Annotated in this window: 21 protein-coding genes and 1 riboswitch; of the genes, 3 read left to right on the top strand and 18 right to left on the bottom strand. The window is 59.9% G+C overall.

The features are described from left to right. Positions 1-34: 34 nt before the first annotated feature. The 13 genes from BSU04_RS42165 to BSU04_RS42225 form a co-directional block, all read right to left on the bottom strand. A complete protein-coding gene (locus BSU04_RS42165; RefSeq protein ID WP_031362176.1) occupies positions 35-274 on the bottom strand; it encodes a BolA family protein in 240 nt (79 codons plus the stop codon). A 29-nt stretch (positions 275-303) separates the two neighbouring features. After that, complete coding sequence (locus BSU04_RS42170; RefSeq protein ID WP_089166117.1) at positions 304-1,059, bottom strand: ABC transporter permease; 756 nt, start codon at positions 1,057-1,059, stop codon at positions 304-306. Then, positions 1,056-1,982 carry an ABC transporter ATP-binding protein gene (locus BSU04_RS42175; protein WP_089166118.1) on the bottom strand — a complete coding sequence of 309 codons (927 nt, stop codon included), beginning with the start codon at positions 1,980-1,982 and terminating at the stop codon, positions 1,056-1,058. Before BSU04_RS42175 ends, BSU04_RS42170 begins: the two co-directional genes overlap by 4 nt. A gap of 220 nt (positions 1,983-2,202) precedes the next feature. Continuing rightward, positions 2,203-2,472: an STAS domain-containing protein gene (locus tag BSU04_RS42180; protein WP_031362173.1), complete on the bottom strand. Its 270-nt coding sequence runs from the start codon at positions 2,470-2,472 to the stop codon at positions 2,203-2,205. Further along, positions 2,469-3,098 carry an MlaC/ttg2D family ABC transporter substrate-binding protein gene (locus BSU04_RS42185; protein ID WP_089166149.1) on the bottom strand — a complete coding sequence of 210 codons (630 nt, stop codon included), beginning with the start codon at positions 3,096-3,098 and terminating at the stop codon, positions 2,469-2,471. The genes BSU04_RS42180 and BSU04_RS42185 overlap by 4 nt, the downstream gene beginning before the upstream one ends. A 153-nt stretch (positions 3,099-3,251) precedes the next feature. Next, positions 3,252-4,181 (bottom strand): MlaA family lipoprotein, encoded by a 930-nt coding sequence (locus BSU04_RS42190; protein WP_089166119.1) that lies wholly within the window; start codon positions 4,179-4,181, stop codon positions 3,252-3,254. A gap of 97 nt (positions 4,182-4,278) precedes the next feature. Continuing rightward, complete coding sequence (gene mlaD / locus BSU04_RS42195; RefSeq protein ID WP_089166120.1) at positions 4,279-4,845, bottom strand: outer membrane lipid asymmetry maintenance protein MlaD; 567 nt, start codon at positions 4,843-4,845, stop codon at positions 4,279-4,281. Positions 4,846-4,962: 117 nt separating this feature from the next. Continuing rightward, entirely contained in the window at positions 4,963-5,730 is a 768-nt protein-coding gene (mlaE, locus tag BSU04_RS42200) for a lipid asymmetry maintenance ABC transporter permease subunit MlaE (RefSeq protein WP_089166121.1), read from the bottom strand. Continuing rightward, complete coding sequence (locus BSU04_RS42205) at positions 5,727-6,545, bottom strand: ABC transporter ATP-binding protein (RefSeq protein ID WP_089166122.1); 819 nt, start codon at positions 6,543-6,545, stop codon at positions 5,727-5,729. Before BSU04_RS42205 ends, mlaE begins: the two co-directional genes overlap by 4 nt. A 116-nt stretch (positions 6,546-6,661) precedes the next feature. Continuing rightward, the gene (thiE, locus tag BSU04_RS42210; protein WP_089166123.1) at positions 6,662-7,723 is read right to left on the bottom strand and encodes a thiamine phosphate synthase; all 1,062 of its coding nucleotides are present in this window, start codon (positions 7,721-7,723) and stop codon (positions 6,662-6,664) included. A 2-nt stretch (positions 7,724-7,725) separates the two neighbouring features. Continuing rightward, entirely contained in the window at positions 7,726-8,538 is an 813-nt protein-coding gene (locus tag BSU04_RS42215) for a thiazole synthase (protein ID WP_089166124.1), read from the bottom strand. Positions 8,539-8,570: 32 nt separating this feature from the next. Next, positions 8,571-8,768: a sulfur carrier protein ThiS gene (gene thiS, locus BSU04_RS42220; protein WP_089166125.1), complete on the bottom strand. Its 198-nt coding sequence runs from the start codon at positions 8,766-8,768 to the stop codon at positions 8,571-8,573. A gap of 8 nt (positions 8,769-8,776) precedes the next feature. Next, positions 8,777-9,916, bottom strand: coding sequence for an FAD-dependent oxidoreductase (locus tag BSU04_RS42225; RefSeq protein WP_089166150.1), 1,140 nt, complete (start codon positions 9,914-9,916; stop codon positions 8,777-8,779). A 237-nt stretch (positions 9,917-10,153) separates the two neighbouring features. Beyond that, positions 10,154-10,284, bottom strand: a riboswitch (TPP riboswitch). 352 nt (positions 10,285-10,636) lie between these two features. Here BSU04_RS42225 and BSU04_RS42230 point away from each other — a divergent pair. Together BSU04_RS42230 and BSU04_RS42235 are read left to right on the top strand one after the other, a co-directional pair. Then, a complete protein-coding gene (locus tag BSU04_RS42230; RefSeq protein WP_089166126.1) occupies positions 10,637-12,388 on the top strand; it encodes an ABC transporter ATP-binding protein/permease in 1,752 nt (583 codons plus the stop codon). Between the two features lie 163 nt (positions 12,389-12,551). Then, positions 12,552-13,805 (top strand): MFS transporter, encoded by a 1,254-nt coding sequence (locus BSU04_RS42235; RefSeq protein WP_089166127.1) that lies wholly within the window; start codon positions 12,552-12,554, stop codon positions 13,803-13,805. Positions 13,806-13,907: 102 nt separating this feature from the next. Here the strand turns inward: BSU04_RS42235 and BSU04_RS42240 are convergent, their stop codons facing one another. The 5 genes from BSU04_RS42240 to BSU04_RS42260 all read right to left on the bottom strand — a co-directional run bounded on the left by BSU04_RS42240 (position 13,908) and on the right by BSU04_RS42260 (position 23,004). Continuing rightward, positions 13,908-14,678, bottom strand: a complete 771-nt coding sequence (locus tag BSU04_RS42240) for a carbonic anhydrase (RefSeq protein WP_179258622.1) — start codon at positions 14,676-14,678, stop codon at positions 13,908-13,910. Between the two features lie 341 nt (positions 14,679-15,019). Beyond that, positions 15,020-15,244 (bottom strand): hypothetical protein, encoded by a 225-nt coding sequence (locus BSU04_RS42245; RefSeq protein ID WP_179258623.1) that lies wholly within the window; start codon positions 15,242-15,244, stop codon positions 15,020-15,022. Between the two features lie 419 nt (positions 15,245-15,663). Then, positions 15,664-17,130 (bottom strand): glutamate synthase subunit beta, encoded by a 1,467-nt coding sequence (locus BSU04_RS42250; RefSeq protein ID WP_089166129.1) that lies wholly within the window; start codon positions 17,128-17,130, stop codon positions 15,664-15,666. Between the two features lie 99 nt (positions 17,131-17,229). Further along, positions 17,230-21,933 carry a glutamate synthase-related protein gene (locus BSU04_RS42255; protein WP_089166130.1) on the bottom strand — a complete coding sequence of 1,568 codons (4,704 nt, stop codon included), beginning with the start codon at positions 21,931-21,933 and terminating at the stop codon, positions 17,230-17,232. A 363-nt stretch (positions 21,934-22,296) separates the two neighbouring features. After that, on the bottom strand, positions 22,297-23,004 hold the full coding sequence (locus tag BSU04_RS42260) for a transposase (RefSeq protein ID WP_089166131.1): 708 nt from the start codon (positions 23,002-23,004) through the stop codon (positions 22,297-22,299). 277 nt (positions 23,005-23,281) lie between these two features. On the opposite strand from BSU04_RS42260, the gene BSU04_RS42265 reads away from it, so the two are divergent. Then, on the top strand, positions 23,282-24,007 hold the full coding sequence (locus BSU04_RS42265; RefSeq protein WP_089166132.1) for an OmpW/AlkL family protein: 726 nt from the start codon (positions 23,282-23,284) through the stop codon (positions 24,005-24,007). The last annotated feature ends 82 nt before the right edge of the window (positions 24,008-24,089 follow it).

Below are 24,089 nucleotides of genomic sequence, written 5' to 3' on the forward strand. Positions count from 1 at the left end.
CGGGTGATGCTTTGACATTAAATGTGAAGAACGCTTAGACGGGTTTCCACTCGGCCGGTGTCAGCGTTTTCATGCTCAGCGCGTGAATTTCCGCGCGCATGCGGTCGCCGAGCGCCGCGTAGACGAGTTGATGGCGAGCGATAGGCCGCTTGCCTTCGAATGCGTCGCTCACGATGGTCGCGAAGAAATGCTGGCCGTCGCCTTCTACTTCGACATGCTGGCAAGCAAGGCCGCCAGCAATGTATTCCTTCACTTGTTCCGGAGTCGGCAACATGGAAGTCTCCTGAAAATTAAGCGAACTGATTAGTGACGCAGTTTGTAACCGCTTGCCAGCAAGCGCACCGCGATTCCTGCCATCACGATGAAAAATCCGCCGACAATGCCAAGGCTCGCGAGCGGATTGACGTCCGACATGCCGAAGAAGCCGTATCGGAAGCCGTCGATCATGTAGAAAAACGGATTCAGCCGCGACACTTCGCGCCAGACTGGCGGCAGCGTATGCGTGGAGTAAAACACGCCCGACAGGAAAGTCAGCGGCATGATCAAAAAGTTTTGGAATGCCGCGAGCTGGTCGAATTTATCGGCCCAGACGCCTGCGATCAATCCGAGGGTTCCTAGAATTGCAGAACCGAGGATCGCGAAGCCGAGAATGTAGAACGGCGCGGCGAAACTCATGGGAATGAACCACACCGTGACAATAAACACACCAAAACCGACCGCAATCCCGCGCACGACGGACGCGAGCACATACGCAAAATACATTTCCCAGTGCGACAGCGGCGGCAGCAGCACGAACACGAGGTTGCCCGTGATCTTCGACTGGATCAGCGACGACGAACTGTTCGCGAACGCGTTCTGCAACACGCTCATCATCACGAGACCTGGCACGAGGAAGCTTGTGTAGGCCACGCCCGGATAAACCTCGACGTGATTCGTGAGCGCGTGCCCAAAGATCATCAGGTACAAAAGCGCGGTGATAACCGGTGCGAGCACCGTTTGAAACCCAACTTTGTAGAAACGCAGGAGTTCTTTGTAGAACAGGGTACGAAAGCCGCTCATGAAAGGCCCTCGATGACTTCCGGCTCGTTCATCACCTGCACGAACACATCCTCCAGATCGGCTTTGCGCACATCGATTTCATCGAACGTGCAGCCCGCGGCGCGGCATTTCGCCAGGATCGGCTCGACTTCGTCATAGCTTGCCAGCCGCAACAAATGATTTGTCCCGGAGGTTGCACGCGGATCGACTTCCAGCGAGCGCAACTCGGCGGGCAATACGCCCTGCGAGAAACGCAACGAAAGCTGCATTCCCGCGAAGCGCTGCAACAGCGTGCTGGTTCGCTCAAGCGCGACGACTTCACCCCGGCGCAGCATGGCAAGCCGGTCGCACAACGCCTCGGCCTCTTCAAGATAGTGCGTGGTCAGCACGATAGTGTGGCCTTCGCGATTCAACCGGGAGATGAACTTCCAGAGCGTCTGGCGCAATTCGACATCGACGCCCGCGGTTGGCTCGTCGAGCACGATCACCGGCGGCTTGTGGACCAGCGCCTGGGCTACCAGCACACGTCGCTTCATGCCGCCGGAGAGCGCGCGCGTGTTGACGTCGGCTTTCTCGGTGAGATCGAGATTGGCCATGATTTCATCGATCCAGTCGTCGTTCTTGCGCAGGCCGAAATAGCCCGACTGGATACGCAGTGACTCGCGGACGGTGAAAAACGGATCGAAGACGAGCTCCTGCGGCACCACGCCCAGCGAGCGGCGCGCCTGGCGGAAGTCGGTGACCACGTCGTGGCCGAGCACGGAGATGGCTCCGCTATCGGCACGAGCGAGACCCGCGAGGATGCTGATGAGGGTCGTTTTACCGGCGCCGTTGGGGCCGAGCAGGCCGAAAAACTCGCCTTCTTCTACGACGAGGTTCACGCCTTTGAGCGCTTGCAGCTCTTTGTAGCGCTTTTTGACGTTGCGTATTTCTATGGCTGACATGACAGTGCGCGCGCCGGCGGGGGCTGCGCCTCGATGTGTGCGGATCGGAACCGGAACCGGCCTTTACAAAACTGAAAGGCGGATAGCAGGCCGAAAAAACGGTTGATTATAGGCCAAACGCGGCAGAGGTTAGCCGCTAGCAAGTCCAGAACAACCCTGCAAGCCCTGCAAGGCGCGTTCGATCGATGTCGAAACGCGCCCGTGATTCAGCGGGACAGGATCAATGTCGGAAGGTGAGGAGCGTATCTACGCCATAGGCTTGCGCGAGACTGGCAAGCCCGGAGGGAAGGTTGACAACTGTGAGCGCCGCGCCGCGAGCCGCTGCCGCGCGTTGCCACGCGAGCAGCACGGCGAGCGCCGACGAATCGAATTGCTTGAGCGACGCGCAATCCACTTCGGTCGCGCCCGCGGCGATCCGCGACAAACCCGCGTCAAGCGCGCTTCTTGCGCTCTCGTGCGTGAGCGTCGCGGCGGTTTCGAAGCGACTCACGATGCCTTGCCGCTCGCCAGTTGCTGGTTACGCTGCGTGAGGAACTGCACGAGCCCGTCCACGCCGTGTTGCTGGATCTGTTCGTTGAACTGCTGCTGGTAAGCCTGGATCAGCCACGCGCCCAGCACGTTGATGTCATAGACCTTCCAGCCCTGCGGCGTCTTGTACAGACGGTAGTCGAGCTCGATCGGCGAACCGTTGTTCAGCACCACCGAGCGCACCACCACATCTGTATCGCTAGGATCTGCGCGGAAAGGCTTGTACTGGACCTGTTGATCGCGAACCTGTGCCAGCGCTCCCGAATACGTGCGGATCAGCAGCATCTTGAATTGCTCGACGATGTCTTTCTGCTGTTGCGGCGTAGCCGTGTTCCAGTTGCGCCCCATGACGAGACGCGTGGTACGCGTGAAGTCCGTGTACGGCAGGATCTTTTCGTTCACCAGTTGCGTGATGCGCGTGATGTTGCCCGACTGGATCTGCTTGTCAGCCTTGATCTGATCAAGCACTTGCGACGTGACCGTCTTGACGAGCCCGTCAGGAGTGGACATGTCGCCAGCCTGCGCGAACGCACCGCTACAAAACGCCATCAGCACGGCAAACAGGGGAAATAGAAATAGTTTTTTCATTACGGACTCTGCAAAAAAAAGTGGCCTGAGTTTGAGCGTGGTGGTCAGCATGAGTTCATCTTCCACGCCCATTCAGCCATCGAAATGCTTTCGTTATATTACCGGGCCGTCATCTTGCGCGCCTTAACTCGCCTTAACTCGCCTTAGCTCACCTTAGCGCAACTTGAACGACGGGAATGACGGGAACGACGGAATCCGCGGGGGCACCATTTGGTCCGGCCGCACTGAAGTCGCGCCGGGCTCGCTCGCGGCAGCCGCATCGGAGGCCGCCACCGATCCCGACGCCGGCGCCACCACAGCCGGCACCGCTGGTGTTGCTGAAGCAGGCGCCGCGCCTGCTGCCGCGCCGCTGTCTACATCCTCGTACTTCGGCAGAGCTTCGTTGCTGTCGCTCGCGCTGTTGTCGCCGCCGATAAGATACTGGCGCCGCTGCAGATACGCGTTACGCACGAACGAATACTTGTCGAGCGCGGCACCCGACAGCACATCGCCTGCACCCAGCAGGTTGGCCCGCGTGTTGACCAGTTGCACGCCAAACAGCGTGGTGCGGAACCAGGCCGGATCCACGTAGCTCGTCACGCTGCCGAAATAATCGACAACCGTACCCGCCGTATCACGCACCGTGCTGGGTCCCAGCAACGGCAGCACGACATAGGGACCCGCCGGCACGCCGTAATGGCCAAGCGTCAAGCCGAAGTCCTGGGTGTGCTTCGGCAGTCCGGCAACACTTGCCACGTCGAACAAGCCCGCCACGCCGAAGATCGAGTTCATCACCACGCGCATGATGTCCGACACGCCGTCTGCAATCTTCAACTGCACCAGATTGTTCGCAGCCGTATAAATATCTCCGATATTTCCGAAGAAGTTCGTGACGCTGTCGCGCACCGGCTGCGGCGTAACGTACACGTAGCCCTTCGCAATCGGCTTGAGCGCGACTTCATCGATCTTGTCGTTGATCGTGAACATCGTCCGGTTGTAACTCTCGAACGGATCGCCCTTGGTCGGCGTGGTGACGGTTGCACACCCGGCAAGCACCGCCACCGCGACCATCACAGCCGCGCTACTTACGCGCATTGCCTGCATTTCTTTTTCTCCTTATTGATGCTGACCCGAAGGCCCGCCCGTACCGCGAGATCGCTCAACCTTCGACTGCCTGGAATCTGGAATCACCCGGCCCGGCTCACTGAGCAGCCGCGCTCGCGCCCATCGCACTCGCGGCGCCCGGGAATGCAGGCGCGGCAGACGTTGCGGCAGGTGCGGCCGGCGTTGCCGGGCTCTTTGATGCGCCAGAATCCGCCGCCTTGTTGTACAAGAATTGCCCGATCAGATTCTCAAGAACAACCGCCGATTGCGTCATCGAAATGGTGTCACCCGCCTTGAGCATCTGATCGTCGCCACCCGGCTCCAGGCCAATGTATTGCTCGCCGAGCAAGCCCGACGTCAGGATCTTCGCCGACGAATCCTTCGGAAACTGATATTGCTTGTCGAGATTGATGGTGACCAACGCCTGATACGTGTTCTGGTCAAAACCGATCGAATCCACGCGGCCCACCGTCACGCCCGCGCTCTTCACCGGCGCGCGCGGCTTCAGTCCGCCGATATTGTCGAATTTCAGCTTGACCGCGTAGGTCGGCTGAAACGACAGCGAGCTCATGTTGCCCGCCTTCAACGCGAGGAATAACAGCGCTACGAAGCCCAGCACCACGAAGAGGCCGACCCAAAAGTCGAGAGCAGCAGTCTTTTTCATCGTCTTCCCAAAGAATCTTGTCGCAGTTTTTTGTGTGAAGGACTGTGCCCTTCACAACGTCCACGAACCGGTGAACCGAATCGCGACACAGAAGCGTCGCGGTCCCGCCCGGAGTAGTCAGTTGAACATCAGCGCGGTCAGCAGGAAATCCAGCCCGAGCACGGCCAGCGAGCCGTACACCACCGTTTTCGTGGTCGCGCGCGAAACGCCTTCCGGCGTCGGCTGGGCTTCATAACCCTGGAACAACGCGATGAACGTGACAGCAAAGCCGAACACCAGGCTCTTGATCACGCCGTTGCCTACGTCGCTCCATACGTCGATACCGCCTTGCATCTGGGACCAGAACGCGCCCGAATCCACGCCGATCATCAGCACGCCGACCACATAGCCGCCGAAAATGCCGACCGCGCTGAAAATGGCGGCGAGAACCGGCATGGCGATAATCCCCGCCCAGAAGCGCGGCGCGACCACCACCTTGAGCGGATCGACGGCCATCATTTCCATGGCGGTGAGCTGCTCGCCGGCTTTCATCAGCCCGATCTCAGCCGTCAGCGACGTCCCCGCGCGGCCAGCGAACAGCAACGCGGTCACCACCGGCCCGAGTTCGCGCACCAGCGACAGCGCAACCAGGAGGCCGAGCGCTTGCTCTGAGCCGTATCGGTTAAGGGTGAGATAACCCTGCAAACCGAGCACAAAACCCACGAACAAGCCCGACACAGCGATGATCAACAGCGAATAATTACCGACAAACAGGATCTGTTTCGTGACAAGGCGCGGCCGGCGCATTAATGGAAAGAATTCGACGACCAGGCGCAGGAACATGCGCGTCGCATAACCAATCGTGCCGAAACTGCCGAGCACCGACCGTCCGATGGCGCTGATCATGCCTTTGCTCCGAGTCCAAAGTCCGCCGCCAGCGGCGACGTGCTTGGATAGTGAAATTTGAACGGTCCGTCCGGCGTCCCGTCGATAAACTGCCGTACCGACGGGTCCTGGGACGCCCGCAACTGTGCCGGCGTGCCTTCAGCCAGAACGCCGCCGTTCGCGATGAAATACACGTAATCGGCAATGGCGAACGATTCCGGCACGTCGTGCGTCACCAGAATGGACGTGGCGCCCAGCGCGCTGTTCAGCGTTCGGATCAAATTAGCCGTGATGCCAAGTGAAATGGGATCGAGGCCTGCAAACGGCTCGTCGTACATCATCAGTTCGGGGTCCAGCGCGATGGCGCGGGCAAGCGCCACGCGGCGAGCCATGCCACCCGATATCTCCGACGGCGCCAGATCGCGCGCACCACGCAAGCCGACCGCGTTGAGCTTCATGAGCACGAGGTCACGCAGGAGTTCTTCGGGGAGATCGGTGTGTTCCCGCAGCGGGAACGCGACGTTATCGAATACGGATTGGTCGGTGAACAGCGCGCCGAACTGGAACAGCATGCCCATCTTGCGGCGAAGCTCGTAAAGGCCGTCGCGGGTCTGGGTGCCGACGTCCTTGCCGCCGAACAACACCTGGCCGCGTCTAGCCTTCACCAATCCGCCGATCAAGCGCAGCACGGTCGTCTTGCCACAGCCGGAACCGCCCATGACAGCCACGACCTGACCGCGCTTGAAGCGCATGTTCAGGTTCGATAATACGAGCCGGTCGCCGTAGCCGAAATCGACGTCGCGAAGCTCTAGCAAGGTCTCGGGAGAAGCTGACACGAAGGCTGACAATCCTTTTACGCAAGAGGCCGAATTATAGGGCCTCTACGCAACAGGTGTCGTCGCGGCCCCTTTCGGCTGGTTTAACGGCTGAATTTTTTTCCGAATCCGGGGCATTATCGCCCGAATTCGTGTTGCAGCGCAGAAATGGCCCCGGCCAGATCCGGCGCCTCTGTAACAGCCCGCACGACTGCCGCGCTTCCCACACCGGTTGAGAGAACCTGCCGCAAAACAGCACCGTTCACCCCGCCTATTGCAACGAGCGGGACGATGCCGTCGAGCAAACGCACATACCGTGCCAAACGCGACAAACCTTGTGGCGCCGTTGGCATGACTTTCGTCGTGGTCGGGAACACCGCGCCGAGCGCGAGGTAGCTCGGCTTGAAATGCAGCGCCTTCAGCATCTCATAGTAGCCATGCGTCGACAGGCCCAGGCGCAAGCCCGCTTCGGCGATCGCGTTCAGGTCGGCAGTCTCCACGTCCTCCTGGCCGAGATGTACGCCGTATGCGCCAGCCTTGATGGCTTCCTGCCAATGATCGTTGATAAAAAGCTGCGCCTCATGCTTCTTGCCCGCGGCCACCGACCGTTCGATTTCCTGCTTTAGATCGCCGGAATCGGTGGTCTTGCGGCGTAATTGCGCCGTTTGGACGCCATGATCGAGAACCTGTTCGACCCATACCGCGCTCGGCAGAACGGGATATAGGCCCAGCCTGTCCGGGCAATGGGGAAAAGGCTTCGAAGGTGCCGCCGGCAAATTTGCGACCTTCGGGAACGTTAAAAAATCGACGGGCCACGCGTCGAGCTCGTCCAGATTGGCCGGGCGCCAGGCGAGCGCCAGCACGAGCGCGTCGTGCGGCTCGAAACCGCAATCGAGGAACGCGGCCAGCGCGGCCGGCCAATCATCCGACCATTTTCCTTCGAGCGCGTACTCGACGTTGTCCAGATGCAGCGCTGCCCGTCCTGTTTCTACCTCCAGCCGCCCGACTCCCTCGGGTAGCGGCTCAACGCCTGAGCCTACGATCAAATCGCCTGAGCGCGGATGATCCGGCGCGCTCAGGCAAATGCGCCACGACTTCGATGCTGCCGGCCACTCGCCCAGCCGCCGCCGGATTCGCTCGGCGGCTTCCAGCAGTTCATCAGCGGGGGGCCAAAATACTTCCTTATCCAGCAACACCATACTCATGCAGCACTCCCGTCTTGATGCCAGAACGGCATGCCGACCACCGGCGTGCTCGCTTGTGCGCTATCGCGCTCGGCCATTGGCCCGGCGAGATAGGCCATCCGCCCCGCTTCGACGCCCAGCGCAAACGCGCGCGCCATCTGCGGCGGAAACGTCGCTTGTGAGACGGCCGTGTTCAGCAACACGCCGTCGAAACCCCACTCCATCACCTGGCACGCATGCGAGGGCACGCCAAGACCCGCATCGACAATAAGCGGCACGTCCGGCAGCCGCTCGCGCAGCGTGCGCAATCCGTAGGGATTGGTCACACCTTTCCCCGTACCGATAGGCGCGCCCCACGGCATCAGCGCCTCGCAGCCGACATCGAGCAGACGGCGGCCAATTACCAGATCCTCCGTGCAATACGGCAGCACCTTGAAACCTTCGCGGATCAGCTTTTCCGCAGCTTCCACGAGACCGATCGGATCAGGTTGCAGCGTGTAGTCGTCGCCGATCAGTTCGAGCTTCAGCCACAGGGTATCGAAGAGTTCGCGGGCCATGCGTGCCGTGGTCAGTACTTCGTCCACGGTCTGGCAGCCGGCCGTGTTGGGCAGCAACGCGACGCCGTGACGCTTGAGGACATCGAAGAAACCGGCTTCGCCCGTGTTCGACTGCCGCCGCAACGCAACAGTGACCATGCCGGGACGGGCGGCATCGATGGAATCCGACAGCGACTGCAGCGACGGATAGCGCGATGTCCCCAGCAGCACCCGGCTCGGGAACGACGTGCCGTAGAGCGTGAGGGTATCGGCTGTGGTGATGGTGGAAGTCATGATTCGATTCCTTGTAGTCCAGTCAGGTTCACTCAGCCGCCGGCGACCGGCGAGACGATGTCGAGTTTGTCGCCGGCGGCGAGCGCCTTCGATGCGTGTTCGCCACGCGCGACGAATTGCCCGTTCAGCGCCACGGCGAACGGCGGTGTTGCGCCGAAGGCCGCGAGGGCGTCGGTGACGGTCGCCGTGTCGGGCATGGAGAAAGGCTGCTGATTGATGTGAATGTTCATGATGAAAGTCAAAGCACGGGCGCCGCATGTTCGCAGCGCAGCAAGGCAGACCAGCGGGCTCGCCCGCGCCAGTCGTCAAAGGAATCCGGGTCGGTGATCGCGCCGCCGAGCAGCGCTTCGGCAAGCGCACGGGCGGAGTCGGCGACTTCGGGCGCGATCATATAACCGTGTCGATACAGCCCGTTTACCCGCAAGGTTCGTGCGCCGTCCCAGACAATCGCCGGACGATGATCGGGCAAGGTCGGCCGGCATTGCGAATTGAGTTCGAGAATGCGCGCCTCGCCGAACCCCGGATGCACTGCGAACGCCGCGCTCAGGAGTTCGAGCGCCGAGCGCACGCTCATCGGCGACATGTCTTCGCCTTCCACTTCGGTCGCGCCAATCACGTAAAGGTCGTCCTGTTTCGGCGCGATATAGAGCGGATAGCGCGGATGCAGCAAGCGTACCGGCCGCATCAGGCCGATACCCGGAGCATGCACACGCGCGACTTCGCCGCGAATGCCCCTTAGCGCAGGCCATGCTGGTTTACCGCCGAGCCCCCGGCAATCGATCACGAAATGCGCGTCGGGCGGGGTATCTATTGTCGTATTCCAGTGAAGATCGACGTTACGCTCGGCCAGCCCTGCGCCCAGCGCGTTCAGCACTTGCCGGTTGTCGAGCTGGCCTTCGTTAGGCAGCAGCCAGCCTTGCGGAAAACGCGTGCCGAGCGACGGTTCCGCCGCCGCGACTTGCGCGCCGGAGAGCTTGACGAAGCCGTTCTGGAACAGCGCGGAAGGTGCATTCGCGCGCAAACGGCGCTCGAACAGCGGCGCTTCAGCGCGGTCGCCGGCATGCCAGACGACCAGCGTGCCATTGCGCTGGAAAAACACCGGTTCCGGCATATCGGCGATAAAACCCGGCCAGCGCTCAAGCGATGCCGCACCGAGTTCAGTGATCAGCAGTTCAGCGCTGGCGGCCTCGGCTAGCGGTGCGAGCATTGCCGCCGCGACCCATGCGGCCGATTGCGTGCCGGCGGCGTCGCCCCGGTCGTACAGCGCCACACGGTGCCCTGCGCGCGCCAATAGCCAGGCGACTAGCCGCCCGCACAGGCCGCCGCCGACAACGGCAAAGTCGTCTCGCCCAGATGCACGGGAATGAGTGGAGTGCATAGCGGAATGGGAATGCACGACGGTGTTCACGATGACGATGCCTCCTCAGCAGACGCTGCAGAACGCACGGAGCACACAGCACGGAAATCGAGATCGGGAGGAATGCCCGTTTCGAACCCTGGTTGCACGCGCGGCGCACAAAACATTTTTCAGGGACGAAACCACGGCGAGAAAGCGGCCAGGGAGCGCCTTGCCTGCGGCTCCTGTGCCAGCCAATGCTGGAAGAAACTGGAAACGCTGCGGTTTCCGGAAACTTCCCTCGCCGGTATTACCCGGATCGGGTGCAAAGGGACTCTCTCAGCCTCGCCGCGCGTTTCCCCGTTCTTTCAAGGAGGCAGACGCGTGCCGAAGCACCCCTGTTTCGTCGTCGATCATTAAAACATAAAAGCGAAACGACCCGCAAACCGGGAAAAGCCGGGGGCCCGGCGCTGACAAAACCGGACAACCTTCCCTTTCGTTCGCGGTGCGCGCACTCTGGCACAATGCCGCGAACGAAAGGTTCGTCTGCGGCACACGCGTTCGGCAAGCGCCCCGCTGCTGCATTGCACCGGTCGCCCAGTCGGGCGAGGATTAAGGAACAATTAAGTCACGCCCGAAACAATGCTCCGGCGCGCGCCGTCTTTAATGGCCTCTTACGATCATTGAGACGGAGCAGGACCATCCGCATCGATACCGCCAAGTCACAACCTGCCGCAGAGCCGGCACGTCTTCAGGAAGCTCATGACCACCACACCTCCCGGCAACACAGAACAAAACGCCGACAAAGTGTCGGCGTGGAGTCTTATCAAGCCCTACTGGGTATCGGAAGAACGCGGCATTGCATGGCTTTTGCTGATCGCGATCATCGCGATCAACATGACGGTCGTGTACATCAACGTCCGCCTGAACACATGGAGCGCGGACTTCTACAACACGCTGCAGGCCAAGCGGGTCGCCGAATTTCCACGCTTGCTGATGATCTTCGCAGTCCTCGCGTTCGCGTACATCCTGCTCGCCGTGTATGGCCGATACCTGCGCCAGATGCTCGGGTTCCGGTGGCGCCAATGGCTCACGCATCGATACCTTGAGCAATGGCTCGGCGACAAAGCCTTCTACCGTATAGAACGCGATCGCCTCGCCGATAACCCCGACCAGCGGATCAGCGACGACCTGCAGTCTTTCGCCACGACCACGCTGTCGTTGTCGCTGGACTTGTTGTCCACGCTCGTCACGCTCGTGACCTTCATCACGATCCTGTGGACGCTGGCGGGCGCGCTGAGCTTCTCGTTGTTCGGCACGCCACTCACCATTCCAGGCTACATGGTCTGGGCGGCCGCGCTGTACGCGGTGCTCGGCTCGCTCCTGATTCAGCGTTTCGGCCACCCGCTGGTATCGATCAATTATCAGGCGCAGAAAGTGGAAGCCAACTTCCGTTTCGGCCTGATCCGCATTCGTGAGAATGCCGAGCAAATCGCGTTTTATGACGGCATCGCGACGGAAAACACCAACGCCCGGGGCATCTTCGAAACGATCCGCCAGAACTACTGGCAGATCATGAAGTACACGAGGCGGATGACCTTCGTGCTGTCCTTCTACGGCCAGATCGCGATTATTTTCCCGATCATGGTCGCGGCTCCCCGCTACTTCGCTGGCGCATTCACGTTCGGCGTGCTGATGCAGATCAGTTCGGCATTCGGCACGGTCAGCGATTCGTTCTCCTGGTTCATCAATAGTTATTCGACCTTGGTCGAATGGCGCGCCACCGTGAACCGGTTGCGCGAATTCAAGCGTGTGATGCGCTCCACGCACATCAAGGAAGCCATCTCTCCGGCGACCGTGCACGGCGGCATCAACCTGCATTACACGGACACGAAGGCGCTGACCACGACCGGGCTGAAGCTTGCGTTGCCGAACGGCACGCCGCTCGCGAATGTCTCGGATGTGGTGGTGAAGCCGGGCTCTCGCTGGCTGGTGCAAGGTCCATCCGGTTCGGGGAAAAGTACGTTGATGCGCGCACTGGCTGGCCTGTGGCCGTTCGGTGACGGCACGATCGACGCCCCGGTCGACGCCAAGCTGATGTTCATTCCGCAGCAGAGCTATTTGCCGATCGGCACGTTGAAGGCGGCGCTGAGTTATCCGTCGACGGGGGAAGTCTTCTCCGATGAAGCCTGCCGCGAAGCCTTGCGCGCCTGCAACCTGAACGCGTATGGCACGCGTCTGGAGGAGTCGGGACATTGGGCGAAGATGATGTCGCCGGGTGAGCAGCAGCGGCTGGCAGCGGCCCGTGTGTTGCTGCAAAAGCCCGACTTCATGTTCCTCGATGAAGCCACCAGTGCGCTCGATGCCGAGAACGAGATGCTGATCTATACGGCGATCATCGACGCGTTGCCGAACGCTGCAATCGTCAGCGTCGCGCATCGCGAGTCGGTGTCGGGCTTCCATGAGAACCGGATCGAGATCGAGCGCGCGGGGGCTGAAAGCCTGGTGGTTTGAGATGGTTTGAGGTCGGAGCGCTTGTCCGATGCCCGTTGACCACGGGCATCAACGCCCGGTGAATTCCCACATGCAGGTTCTTTTTGACCTGCTTTTCCCGTTGAACGACGCACCGTAGAATGTTCTTGGCGCCTGCTCGGGCAGGCTTTGAACGGGAGACGGGATGCGTGCGTTCGAGTGGTTCACCGAGTTGACGACGCGCGAGCGCCGCACGCTTTACGCAGGTTTCGGCGGTTACGCCGTCGATGCCTTCGACTTCATGATCTACTCGTTCCTCATTCCCACGCTGATTGCCACGTGGGGCATGACGAAGAGCGAAGCCGGAATGATCGCGACGAGCTCGCTGATTTCATCGGCTATCGGCGGCTGGCTCGCCGGCATTCTCTCCGACCGATATGGCCGCGTCCGCGTTTTGCAGTGGACGATCGGCACGTTCGCGTTCTTCACGTTTCTTTCCGGCTTCACGCATTCGTTCGGGCAGTTGCTGGCCACGCGAACGCTGCAAGGCGTGGGCTTTGGCGGTGAATGGTCCGTGGTCACGGTGATGATGGCCGAGACCATTCGTTCGCCGCAGCATCGGGCGAAGGCTGTGGGGACCGTGCAGAGCAGTTGGTCATTCGGCTGGGGCGCTGCGGCGATCCTTTACTGGGCGTTCTTCGCGTTGTTGCCCGAAGATACCGCGTGGCGCGCGTGCTTCTGGATCGGTATCTTGCCGGCGCTTTGGATCCTCTACATTCGCCGCAACGTCAGCGACCCGGACATCTATCTCGCCACACGACGTGCGCGTGATGCCGGCACTGAAACGTCCAAGTTCTCCGATATCTTCAAAGGCTCGCACCTCAAGACAACGATATTAGGCAGCGCGCTGTGCACCGGCATGCTCGGCGGTTATTACGCCATTACCACGTGGCTGCCGACCTATCTGAAGACCGAGCGCCATTTGTCCGTGTTCAACACGAGCGGTTATCTCGTGGTGTTGATCGTCGGCTCGTTTCTGGGCTACGTGTTCGGGGCCATTCTCTGCGACAAGATCGGGCGGCGCGCATCGTTCGTCCTGTTTGCTATCGGCTCGTTTCTGCTCGGGATGATCTACACGATGATCCCCATCACCGACCACACCATGCTGCTGCTCGGCTTTCCACTCGGCATTGTCGTACAGGGTATTTTTGCGGGTGTTGGCGCGTATTTATCGGAGCTGTATCCGAATGCGATCCGCGGCTCGGGGCAGGGGTTTTGCTACAACCTTGGACGCGGGCTCGGCTCGTTCTTTCCAATTCTTGTCGGCGTGCTTTCGCAGGGAATGTCGCTTGTCAAAGCGATAGGTATGGTAGCGGGGACGGGGTATTTGCTGGTGATCATCGCAGCGTTGCTGCTGCCGGAAACGCGGGGCAAAGTGTTGGATGCTGTGACCGGGTAACTTTCTTGAGGATGAAAGCCAGGCCGTTTTAACTTTTACTAAAACGGCCTGCTCATGTGCCACGCACCGCCCTTCGACAAGCGATCTCCTGGCGCAGTCAAATCACTCCACTTCCCAAATCTCACGTCCGTTCAACGCTTGGACCGGGCGTTGGTTGCCGTGATAGAACCGCTGCATGGCATCGAGTTGCTGCTGGGTCATGCTCACCCGCTCCTTGAACTCGATCCACGTCACGCCCTCCGAGCAAGGCGGCGTAGTCAGTGAACCGCTGTACGTGTAGTAGCTCGTGTGTTTGGGCAGCAGGTCGATCGGATTGACCATGACCGCGCTCACCTTGAACTCAGCCCCTTTCTCGCTGGGGATGCGGTCCAACATCGCGTGAATGACGGGGTTGGGTTGATCGCCGAGCTGGAATTGAACAGCCAGCACGAGGAGCTTGCCGTCTTCGGAGCGGTGCACGAGATGTGCGTCCATCACGCTGTCCTTGCCGGCGAAACGTTCTTCACCCGGCGAATGGAAGTGGAACTGGACGAGTTGATAAGCTTGATTGCCGAGGGTGATGCTGTCCGTACCGGGCGTCGCGTTGAATTGAACAGCGTGCCCCGTGTTGATGATATCGATGGGGAGCGGCTGGTAGTTGACCTTGAGACGGGGCATATCGGTGGGCGCTTTCTTTGCCTTCTCGATGTCGATCGGTGACTCAGCACGTCCGCTTTCGCACGCGTGGAAGGCTTCGGTCATGGCGCCCCAATGAGCTGGACCATGGTCGCCGTCGTAGGTCCAGCCATGGTCGGCGGTTCCAGCCGATGCGGTGAGTGTAAAGAAGGCCGCTAACAAGAACGCGCTGACGGACAATCGTTTGATCTTGTTCATTCCATGCCCCTGAAAATTATGAGGGCATGAGCATGCTCTGATGTGCATTGCAGCGGTATCAGATAAGTCGTAATAGTGCGGGATGGAAAGGGAAACAGTGCGGTGAGGAAACACTTGCGGTCGTGAATAAACGTGGCTCGCTAATTCATCGGCCGCATGGGTATGCGCGCTCTACTGTTGGAATTCAAGACATTTGGCAAAGGGCGATGATCGATGATCGCGTCCCTCGTTTGACAACCTGAACTATTGAGTTAAAAACGGCGTAAGACCTTGCTCACGCCGCTCCCTGTAATCGCGCTCACGTTGTTCGCCGCGCAGCGAACCTCGCGGCGCAGGTCCAGTTACGGGTAAGCACGCCAATGCGCAGGCGTGGCTCTATCCTGCAAGTGCCGCTCCCTTGCCACATGCACCGCGTAACCCTTAGTAACCGCCCAATCTGCGGCTTCCTTTTGCGTGCTCACATTCCTGACTTCCTTATGATCAACGATGACGACGTGATGAGTCGTCGCGGTGCCCTTCTCGCTTGACAATGGCCGATGTTCAACATACGCGTTGGTTTTGCTCATGTGATCTCCTGGTTATGAGTAAACGATTACTGCCAGACACATGTGCAGCTGTTTCGCAAAGCTTCAAGCTATAAACCAGAGGAATTCTAAATTTTTGACATTTTATTACGCATTACAAAATATTTTGAGATTAAATGCGTGTTGTTCTCGTGCGCGACTAGCCTTTTCACATGGCATTCACAGCGCTGAATAGAGAAAAATTATCGCTATATTGGCGCTGAGGAATGCTGATAGTCACATTGGTTTGCGTGAAGTTGGGTCACTTTTTCTCACGCCAATTTTTTCGGCACGTAAGCCGGTTGTACGTTGAAAATCACTCACCGCTTGTGCTTATTCATCGCAACGTTCCACGCAATAAAAAGCCGGGCGCAATTCAACATCGCGCCCGGCTTTTTAACGAACATTTCGCGAGAAAAATCTTACCTCGGCAATTCGCTAGACCCCATCAAAAACGCATCCACCGACCGCGCGCACTGCCGTCCTTCGCGGATCGCCCACACAACCAGCGACTGCCCGCGACGCATATCGCCGGCGGTGAATACCTTCGGCACGGAAGTAAAGTAAGCCTTTTCCCCTTCGGTGGAAGCCTTCACATTGCCACGCGCGTCTTTATCGACACCAAAGGCCTCGAGCACCGGCGACGTGGGCTGCGTAAAGCCCATTGCGAGCAGCACCAGATCGGCTTTCATTTCGAACTCCGATCCCGCCACTTCCTGCATCTTCCCGTCCTTCCATTCCACGCGCACCGCGATCAGCTTTTCAACCTTGCCATTCTTGCCTTCGAAGCGCTTGGTCGCCACCGACCAATCGCGCTCGCAGCCTTCCTCATGCGACGACGACGTACGCAACTTGATCGGCCAGTACGGCCACACCAGCGGCTTGTTCTCCGTCTCGGGCGGCTGCGACAGCAACTCGAACTGCGTCACGCTTTTAGCGCCATGCCGATTCGATGTCCCGACACAATCCGAACCCGTATCGCCGCCACCTATCACCACAACGTGCTTGCCCTTGGCAATCAACTGGTCGACGACCGTGTCGCCGGCATTGACCCTGTTCTGCAGCGGCAGGAATTCCATTGCGTAATGGATGCCCTGCATCTCACGTCCAGGCACCGGCAGATCACGCGGCGTTTCCGAGCCGCCAGCAATGACAACGGCGTCGAATTGTTCACGCAACTCATCGGGCGAAATGGTTTCACGCGATGAATTCGCGATATGCCCCGGCAGCGGATCCTTACCGATAAACACGTTGGTCCGGAACGCGACGCCTTCGGCTTCCATCTGCCGCATGCGGCGATCGATCAGCCACTTTTCGAGCTTGAAATCGGGGATGCCATACCGCAGCAATCCGCCAATCCGATCGTTCTTCTCGAACACCGTCACGTCGTGTCCTGCACGCGCCAGTTGCTGCGCAGCCGCCAATCCAGCGGGACCCGATCCGACCACCGCAACCTTCTTGCCGGTCTTGTGCTTCGACGGCAACGGGGCAACCCAGCCTTCGGCCCAGGCTTTATCGATGATCGCGTGTTCGATCGACTTGATGCCGACCGGATCGTCGTTGATACCGAGCGTGCAAGCCGTCTCGCACGGCGCCGGACATATGCGCCCGGTGAACTCCGGGAAGTTGTTCGTGGAATGCAGCACGTCAATGGCCGTCTTCCAGTTTTGCTGGAACACCAGGTCGTTGAAGTCTGGAATGATGTTGTTCACCGGACAGCCGTTGTTGCAGAACGGAATGCCGCAATCCATGCAACGCGCGCCCTGGACCTTCGCGTTCTCGTCCGACAGCGCGTGAACGAATTCCTTGTAATGCTTGACGCGAGCGAGCGGCGCTTCGTACGTCTCATGCTGGCGCTCGAACTCGAGAAAACCGGTTGCCTTGCCCATGTGGTTCTCTTTCTCTGTATTGGGGGTTAATCCACCCTTCGACGCTCAACGCCGAAGGGCCGTACTAGTCGTTAGATCTCAGCAGAATCAGCGGAAAACTCAGGCCGCGATCGCATCCTTCGCTTTCTTCGCACCCATCTCGCCAAGCGCACGCTTGTATTCCGTCGGGAATACCTTCACGAATTGACGACGCGACGCATCCCAGTTCTCGAGCAGCGCTTTCGCACGCGTTGAACCGGTGGACTGGAAGTGCTGCTCGATCAGGTCCTTGAGCAACGCTTCGTCGGTCTTGCCGGTGTGCCACAAAGCCCGGTCGACCGTGCGTTCCTGTTCTGCCTGCTGCAGCACCGGATCGAGCGCGACCATCGCCTTGTTGCACTTGCCGCCGAAGGTACCGTCTGCATCGAAGACAAACGCCACGCCGCCTGACATGCCCGCCGCAAAGTTGCGCCCGGTTTCACCGAGCACGACCACCGTGCCGCCGGTCATGTATTCGCAACCGTGATCGCCGGTGCCTTCCACGACCGCTGTAGCGCCCGAGTTACGCACGGCGAAACGCTCGCCCGCGACGCCGCGGAAATACGCATCGCCTTCAATCGCGCCGTACAACACCGTGTTGCCGCAGATGATGTTTTCTTCCGACTTGCCGCGGAAGTCGTTAGTCGGGCGAATGATGATGCGCCCGCCCGACAGCCCCTTGCCGACGTAGTCGTTGCCGTCGCCGACGAGATCCAGCGTGATGCCCTTCGCCAGGAACGCGCCGAAACTCTGGCCCGCCGTGCCCTTCAACTGGATATGGATCGAGTCGTCGGGCAGGCCGTCGTGGCCGTACTTCCGTGCAATCAAACCGGACAACATCGCGCCGACCGTGCGGTTCACGTTGCGCACCGGCTGGATGAACGAGACGTGCTCGCCCTTCTCGATAGCCGCCTTCGACTTCTCGATCAGCACATGATCCAGCGCCTTCTCAAGCGCATGATCCTGCGTCTCGACGTGCTTCGTCGCAATGCTGCCGTCGTTCGGCACTTGATAGAACACCTTCGAGAAGTCCAGACCCTTCGCCTTCCAATGCTCGACGCCCTTCTTTGTATCGAGCAATTCGGCGTGACCGATCAGATCGTCGAACTTGCGGATGCCCAGTTGCGCCATGATTTCGCGCACTTCTTCAGCGATAAAGAAGAAGAAGTTGACCACATGCTCCGGCTGTCCCGTGAACTTGGCGCGCAGCACCGGATCTTGCGTCGCAACGCCGACCGGGCACGTGTTCAGGTGACACTTGCGCATCATGATGCAACCCTGCACGACGAGCGGCGCGGTCGCGAAACCAAATTCATCGGCGCCGAGCAGCGCACCGATCACCACGTCGCGGCCCGTCTTCATCTGGCCGTCGGCCTGCACGCGGATACGGCCGCGCAGACGGTTCAACACCAGCGTTTGCTGCGTTTCGGCCAGACCCAGTTCCCATGGCGTGCCCGCATGCTTGAGCGACGACAGCGGCGAAGCGCCCGTGCCGCCATCATGGCCCGCGATCACGACGTGATCGGCCTTCGCCTTGGCAACGCCGGCAGCAACCGTCCCCACACCCACTTCCGACACCAGCTTCACCGAGACGCTCGACGACGAGTTCACGTTCTTCAGATCGTGAATAAGCTGCGCCAGGTCTTCGATCGAATAGATGTCATGGTGCGGCGGCGGCGAGATAAGGCCAACACCCGGCACTGAATACCGCAGCTTGCCGATGTATTCGCTGACCTTGTGACCCGGCAGTTGTCCGCCTTCGCCCGGCTTCGCGCCCTGCGCCATCTTGATCTGGATCTGGTCAGCCGACGACAAATACTCCGCCGTCACACCAAAGCGTCCGGATGCCACCTGCTTGATCTTCGAGCGCAGCGAATCGCCGTCTTTCAACGGGATATCGGTGACGACTTCGTCGCCGATTACCGAGCGCATCGTGTCGCCGTTCTTGATCGGAATGCCGCGCAGTTCGTTGCGATACCGGTTTGCGTCTTCACCGCCTTCACCCGTGTTCGACTTCCCGCCGATCCGGTTCATGGCGACAGCCAACGTTGCGTGCGCTTCGGTGCTGATCGAACCCAACGACATTGCGCCGGTCGCGAAACGCTTGACGATTTCCTTCGCCGGTTCCACTTCGTCCAAAGGAATCGCCTTCGCCGGATCGACCTTGAACTCGAACAAACCACGGAACGTCATGTGACGCTTGGTCTGGTCGTTGATCAGGTGGGCGTATTCCTTGTACGTCTGGTATGAGTTGCTGCGCGTGGAATGCTGCAGCTTGGCGATAGCGTCAGGCGTCCACATGTGCTCTTCACCACGCACGCGATACGCGTATTCACCGCCCGCATCGAGCATGGTCGCGAGCACGGGGTTCTCGCCAAACGCCTCACGATGCAGGCGAATCGCTTCCTCGGCCACTTCGAAAATGCCGATGCCGCCGACCTTCGATGCCGTGCCCGTGAAGTATTTCCCCACGAGTTCACTGGAGAGCCCGACCGCTTCGAAAATCTGCGCGCCGGTGTACGACATGTACGTGGAAATGCCCATCTTCGACATGACCTTGTACAAGCCCTTGCCCACGGCCTTCGTGTAGTTGTAGATGGCTTTATCGGCGGAGAGATCGCCCTTCAGGCCTTCTGCCATTTGCGCGAGCGTTTCCAGCGCGAGGTACGGATGCACCGCTTCCGCGCCATAGGCCGCAAGCAACGCGAAGTGATGCGTCTCGCGCGCCGAGCCCGTTTCCACGACCAGACCCGTGCTCGTGCGCAGACCGTGCTGCACGAGATGCGTATGGATAGCGGAGGTCGCGAGCAGCGCCGGAATAGCCAGGTTGTCGCGATCCATCTTGCGATCGGAGACGATCAGCATGTTGTAGCCGGACTTGACCGCGTCCACCGCTTCCGCGCACAGCGAAGCGAGGCGCGCTTCCACGCCTTCGTTACCCCACACCACCGGATAGCAGATGCTCAGTTCGTACGAGCTGAACTTGCCGCCGGTGTATTTATCGATGGCGCGAATCTTCGCGATGTCCCTGAAGTCGAGCACGGGCTGCGAGACTTCGAGACGCATCGTCGGATTGATGTTGGTCGTGTCGAGCAGGTTCGGCTTCGGGCCGACGAACGACACCAGCGACATCACCATGTTCTCGCGGATCGGATCGATCGGCGGGTTCGTGACCTGCGCGAAGAGCTGCTTGAAGTAGTGATACAGCGTCTTGTTCTTGTTCGACATCACCGCGAGCGGCGAGTCATTCCCCATTGAACCAACGGCTTCTTCGCCCAGCTGCGCCATCGGCGCCATCAGGAACTTGACGTCTTCCTGCGTGTAGCCGAACGCCTGCTGACGATCCAGCAATGCAGCCGCTTCACGGCGCTGCGTATCGACCTCTTCCGCCTTCGGCTCGATTTCGTCGAGCTTGATGCGCACGGCGTCGATCCAGCTCTTGTACGGCTTGCCGTTCGCGAGGTTGTCCTTGAGTTCCTTGTCGTCGATGATCCGGCCTTGCTCCATGTCGATCAGGAACATCTTGCCCGGCTGCAGACGCCACTTCTTCACGATCTTCGATTCCGGCACCGGCAACACGCCAGACTCCGATGCGAGGATCACGAGGTCGTCGTCAGTGATGACGTAGCGCGCCGGACGCAGGCCGTTACGGTCGAGCGTCGCGCCAATCTGGCGGCCGTCCGTGAACGCGATCGCGGCGGGGCCGTCCCACGGCTCCATCATGGCAGCGTGATATTCGTAAAACGCGCGGCGATTGTCGTCCATCAACGTGTGCTGTTCCCAGGCTTCGGGAATCATCATCATCATCGCGTGGACGAGCGGATAACCCGCCATGACCAGGAGTTCAAGGCAGTTATCGAACGATGCCGTGTCCGACTGGCCCGGATAGATCAGGGGCCAGAGCTTTGGCAGGTCGTCGCCCAGCACGTAGCTGGCAATCGCACCGGTACGCGCGTTCAGCCAGTTGACGTTGCCCTTCACGGTGTTGATTTCACCGTTGTGCGCAATCATCCGGTACGGGTGCGCGAGTTCCCACGCGGGGAACGTGTTGGTGGAGAAGCGCTGGTGAACGAGCGCGAGCGCGGAGACGGTGCGTTCGTCCTGCAGGTCGCGGTAATACACGCCAACCTGACCGGCCAGCAGCAGGCCCTTGTAGACGACGGTACGCGCCGACATCGACGGCACGAAGTATTCCTTGCCGTGCTTGAGTTTAAGCGCCTGAATCCGATGGCTGGCCGTCTTGCGGATCACGTACAGCTTCCGCTCGAGCGCGTCGGTCACAACAATGTCTTTGCCCCGGCCAATGAAGATCTGCCGGATCAACGGCTCGCTGGCCTTAACGGTCGGAGAAATGGGCATGGTGGCGTCGACGGGCACATCGCGCCAGCCGAGCACGACCTGGCCTTCGGCTTTCACCGTGCGTTCCAGTTCCTGCTCGCACGCGAGACGCGACGCGTGTTCCTTCGGCAAGAAGATCATGCCGACGCCGTACTCGCCTTCCGGCGGCAGCGTCACGCCCTGCTTCGCCATCTCCTCACGATAAAACCCGTCGGGGATCTGGATCAGGATGCCCGCGCCGTCGCCCATCAGCTTGTCAGCGCCGACGGCGCCGCGATGGTCGAGGTTTTCGAGGATCTTCAGACCCTGCTGGATGATTTCGTGGCGCTTCTTGCCCTTGATGTGCGCGACAAAACCAACGCCACAGGAGTCGTGTTCGTTCTCGGGGTCATACATGCCCTGCGCGGCGGGAGCGGAACCGAGAGTCGGCGGCAGTTGATCGTTCATGGGTCACCGTGTTCTGTGGGGGGCCGCGGGCGGCCGTTGAACATGTTTTTGCGTTGCTAATGTGTGCTTTGGTCGCGCCTCCGGCAGGCCAAGACCCTGAACCTGGGCGAAAACGCGAAGCGATGATCGCGAGCCGGTCGTGCAAAACAGACGCGATGCGTCCTGGACTGCCGGAAAACGAAATATACGCGATGAATCAAAATGTTGGCAACCAAAACGCGTTGATCTGACACCTATTATCGAGTTGGTGCACGTTTGCCCCATTTAATTAGATCCACATCAAATTTCGAAAAAAATAAACGGCATGCCGATTTTTGTCGTCATGCCGTTCAGTCATTCTTCAGTTCCGGCGATAAAACTCCGTTAACGGGTCTGAGGAGTCTCGCGAATCTTGCGTGGACGGCCGCGAGGCAACGGCGACACGCGCCGGTTGGCGGCGCGCCCTGCCCACTCCCTGTAGGACTCGCTGCCCAGCACCCAGCCCTTGAGCGTCGCCTGAAGCAGCCGGTTGGCTTCGCGTTCGTCGAGCGGCTGCTCGCACAGCTCTGTATAGGCGCGCTGGCGTTCGAACGGTGTATTGCCGAGCTTCCAGTAGAGCGGGTGATCGGTTATGAGGCTGTCGAGTGTCAAGCCGATGTGATGGCGGTAGCTGGACCATTTGTAGTCTTGCGGGAGGGCCGCGAGGTCGGCATGCACAGGCGCCATCTCGACGACCCGGCTCGCGAGCAGGAAGTAGGTTTCACCTTCGATCACCGTTGCCCGGTAGCGGCCTTCCCACAAGGTGCCGCGGCGGGCATAACGGCGGTTGAAATGCGCGACATAGCGCCGGCCGACCGCCTGCATGGCTTTCGGGAGGCTCGCTTCGTCGCGCGGTGTGACGAGCAGATGCACCGCGCCGGGCATCAGCGCGTAAGCGTGGATGGCGAGATGGTGGTCGCGGGAGGCCGTGCGCAGGCATTCGATGAAAAGCTCGTAGTCCGGAGCTTCGACGAAAGCGGGCTGCTGATCGAGACCGCGCAGGATGACGTGCTGCGGTTGTTCGGGAACGTAGAGTCGTGCTAGCCGTGCCATGCTGGATTTTCCGTTGGTCGAGCGTTGGTCGGGTTCGGGTATTCCGGCGGTCCGTCAAAGCCATATTCTGGGCCACCTTGAAATTTTTCGTTCAAGTCCTGCGGGGACGCGTCAAGCCGCGCAGCAACCCATGCTCCAGCCGGGAAAATCAGGAGTCCGGCGTCGCGCTAACCCAATTGGAGCCAGCATTCTTCTTAGGGAAAACGCTCTGAGGTGAAGCATGGTTTGTTTCAAATGTTCTGTTCATAATTAGCGTGCTTTTTCGGAGGAGCACTCAATGAAAATAAAACGGGTTGTTACGGGGGTCGCTGCATTCGCGTGCGTGTCTGGCGCGGCACATGCACAGTCGGCGAACACTTTCTACGTCACTACAGGCTGGTTCCATTTCGCTCCTATCTCCAGTAGCGGCCCGCTCAAGGAAACGAGCGTAGGTGGATCGCCAGTCGGCATTGAAGTACCCAACACCGGCGCGAGCCTCTCCAGCGGCGACACCGCCGGCTTCACCGCGGGCTACTTTGTCACCGACCATATTGCTGGCGAATTTGTTCTCGGCATTCCGCCCACGTTCGACTTGAAAGGCGAAAAGTCGTATTCGCAATATGGCACGCTCGGATCGGCCAAGCAGTGGAGCCCGACGCTGTTGCTGAAGTACTACTTCATGCAACCACAGTCGAAGATTCGCCCTTACGTGGGTATTGGCGTGACACGCGTGTGGTTCACCGACGCAAAGATCACGAATACCGCTTTCGAAGCCAACGTACTGCATGGTCCGACCGATGTATCGACGGATAGTTCGTGGGCCCCCGTGTTTAATGCAGGCCTTACATACGCGTTCAACGACCACTGGTTCGCCGGTTTCTCCATTTCCTTCGTGCCCCTCCATGCCACGGCCAAGCTCACGACCCAGGCGCAGACGCCGGTCGGCCAGCTCACCGTGAACTCAGAAGCAAAACTGAAGCTGAACCCGATCGTGACGTACCTGAACGTCGGATATCGGTTCTAAATACTGTTTGAAACACGGTTTAAACGCCTGCACTCGCCCTTTTTTTCACGCTGTTCCGTCAAAGCAAACCAAGAACAAACGC

The sequence above is a fragment of the Caballeronia sordidicola genome (assembly GCF_002220365.1).
Classification (GTDB): Bacteria; Pseudomonadota; Gammaproteobacteria; order Burkholderiales; family Burkholderiaceae; genus Caballeronia; species Caballeronia sordidicola_C.

Excerpts from the sequence above, each read along its gene's own strand:
- BSU04_RS42225 (WP_089166150.1), bottom strand. The coding sequence starts at position 9,916 with ATGCACTCCACTCATTCCCGTGCATCTGGGCGAGACGACTTTGCCGTT.
- mlaD (WP_089166120.1), bottom strand. The coding sequence starts at position 4,845 with ATGAAAAAGACTGCTGCTCTCGACTTTTGGGTCGGCCTCTTCGTGGTG.
- BSU04_RS42230 (WP_089166126.1), top strand. The coding sequence starts at position 10,637 with ATGACCACCACACCTCCCGGCAACACAGAACAAAACGCCGACAAAGTG.
- BSU04_RS42265 (WP_089166132.1), top strand. The coding sequence starts at position 23,282 with ATGAAAATAAAACGGGTTGTTACGGGGGTCGCTGCATTCGCGTGCGTG.
- thiS (WP_089166125.1), bottom strand. The coding sequence starts at position 8,768 with ATGAACATTCACATCAATCAGCAGCCTTTCTCCATGCCCGACACGGCG.
- BSU04_RS42250 (WP_089166129.1), bottom strand. The coding sequence starts at position 17,130 with ATGGGCAAGGCAACCGGTTTTCTCGAGTTCGAGCGCCAGCATGAGACG.
- BSU04_RS42240 (WP_179258622.1), bottom strand. The coding sequence starts at position 14,678 with ATGAACAAGATCAAACGATTGTCCGTCAGCGCGTTCTTGTTAGCGGCC.
- BSU04_RS42175 (WP_089166118.1), bottom strand. The coding sequence starts at position 1,982 with ATGTCAGCCATAGAAATACGCAACGTCAAAAAGCGCTACAAAGAGCTG.
- BSU04_RS42245 (WP_179258623.1), bottom strand. The coding sequence starts at position 15,244 with ATGAGCAAAACCAACGCGTATGTTGAACATCGGCCATTGTCAAGCGAG.
- BSU04_RS42260 (WP_089166131.1), bottom strand. The coding sequence starts at position 23,004 with ATGGCACGGCTAGCACGACTCTACGTTCCCGAACAACCGCAGCACGTC.
- thiE (WP_089166123.1), bottom strand. The coding sequence starts at position 7,723 with ATGGTGTTGCTGGATAAGGAAGTATTTTGGCCCCCCGCTGATGAACTG.
- BSU04_RS42170 (WP_089166117.1), bottom strand. The coding sequence starts at position 1,059 with ATGAGCGGCTTTCGTACCCTGTTCTACAAAGAACTCCTGCGTTTCTAC.
- BSU04_RS42165 (WP_031362176.1), bottom strand. The coding sequence starts at position 274 with ATGTTGCCGACTCCGGAACAAGTGAAGGAATACATTGCTGGCGGCCTT.
- BSU04_RS42255 (WP_089166130.1), bottom strand. The coding sequence starts at position 21,933 with ATGAACGATCAACTGCCGCCGACTCTCGGTTCCGCTCCCGCCGCGCAG.
- BSU04_RS42215 (WP_089166124.1), bottom strand. The coding sequence starts at position 8,538 with ATGACTTCCACCATCACCACAGCCGATACCCTCACGCTCTACGGCACG.
- BSU04_RS42190 (WP_089166119.1), bottom strand. The coding sequence starts at position 4,181 with ATGCAGGCAATGCGCGTAAGTAGCGCGGCTGTGATGGTCGCGGTGGCG.
- BSU04_RS42235 (WP_089166127.1), top strand. The coding sequence starts at position 12,552 with ATGCGTGCGTTCGAGTGGTTCACCGAGTTGACGACGCGCGAGCGCCGC.
- BSU04_RS42185 (WP_089166149.1), bottom strand. The coding sequence starts at position 3,098 with ATGAAAAAACTATTTCTATTTCCCCTGTTTGCCGTGCTGATGGCGTTT.
- mlaE (WP_089166121.1), bottom strand. The coding sequence starts at position 5,730 with ATGATCAGCGCCATCGGACGGTCGGTGCTCGGCAGTTTCGGCACGATT.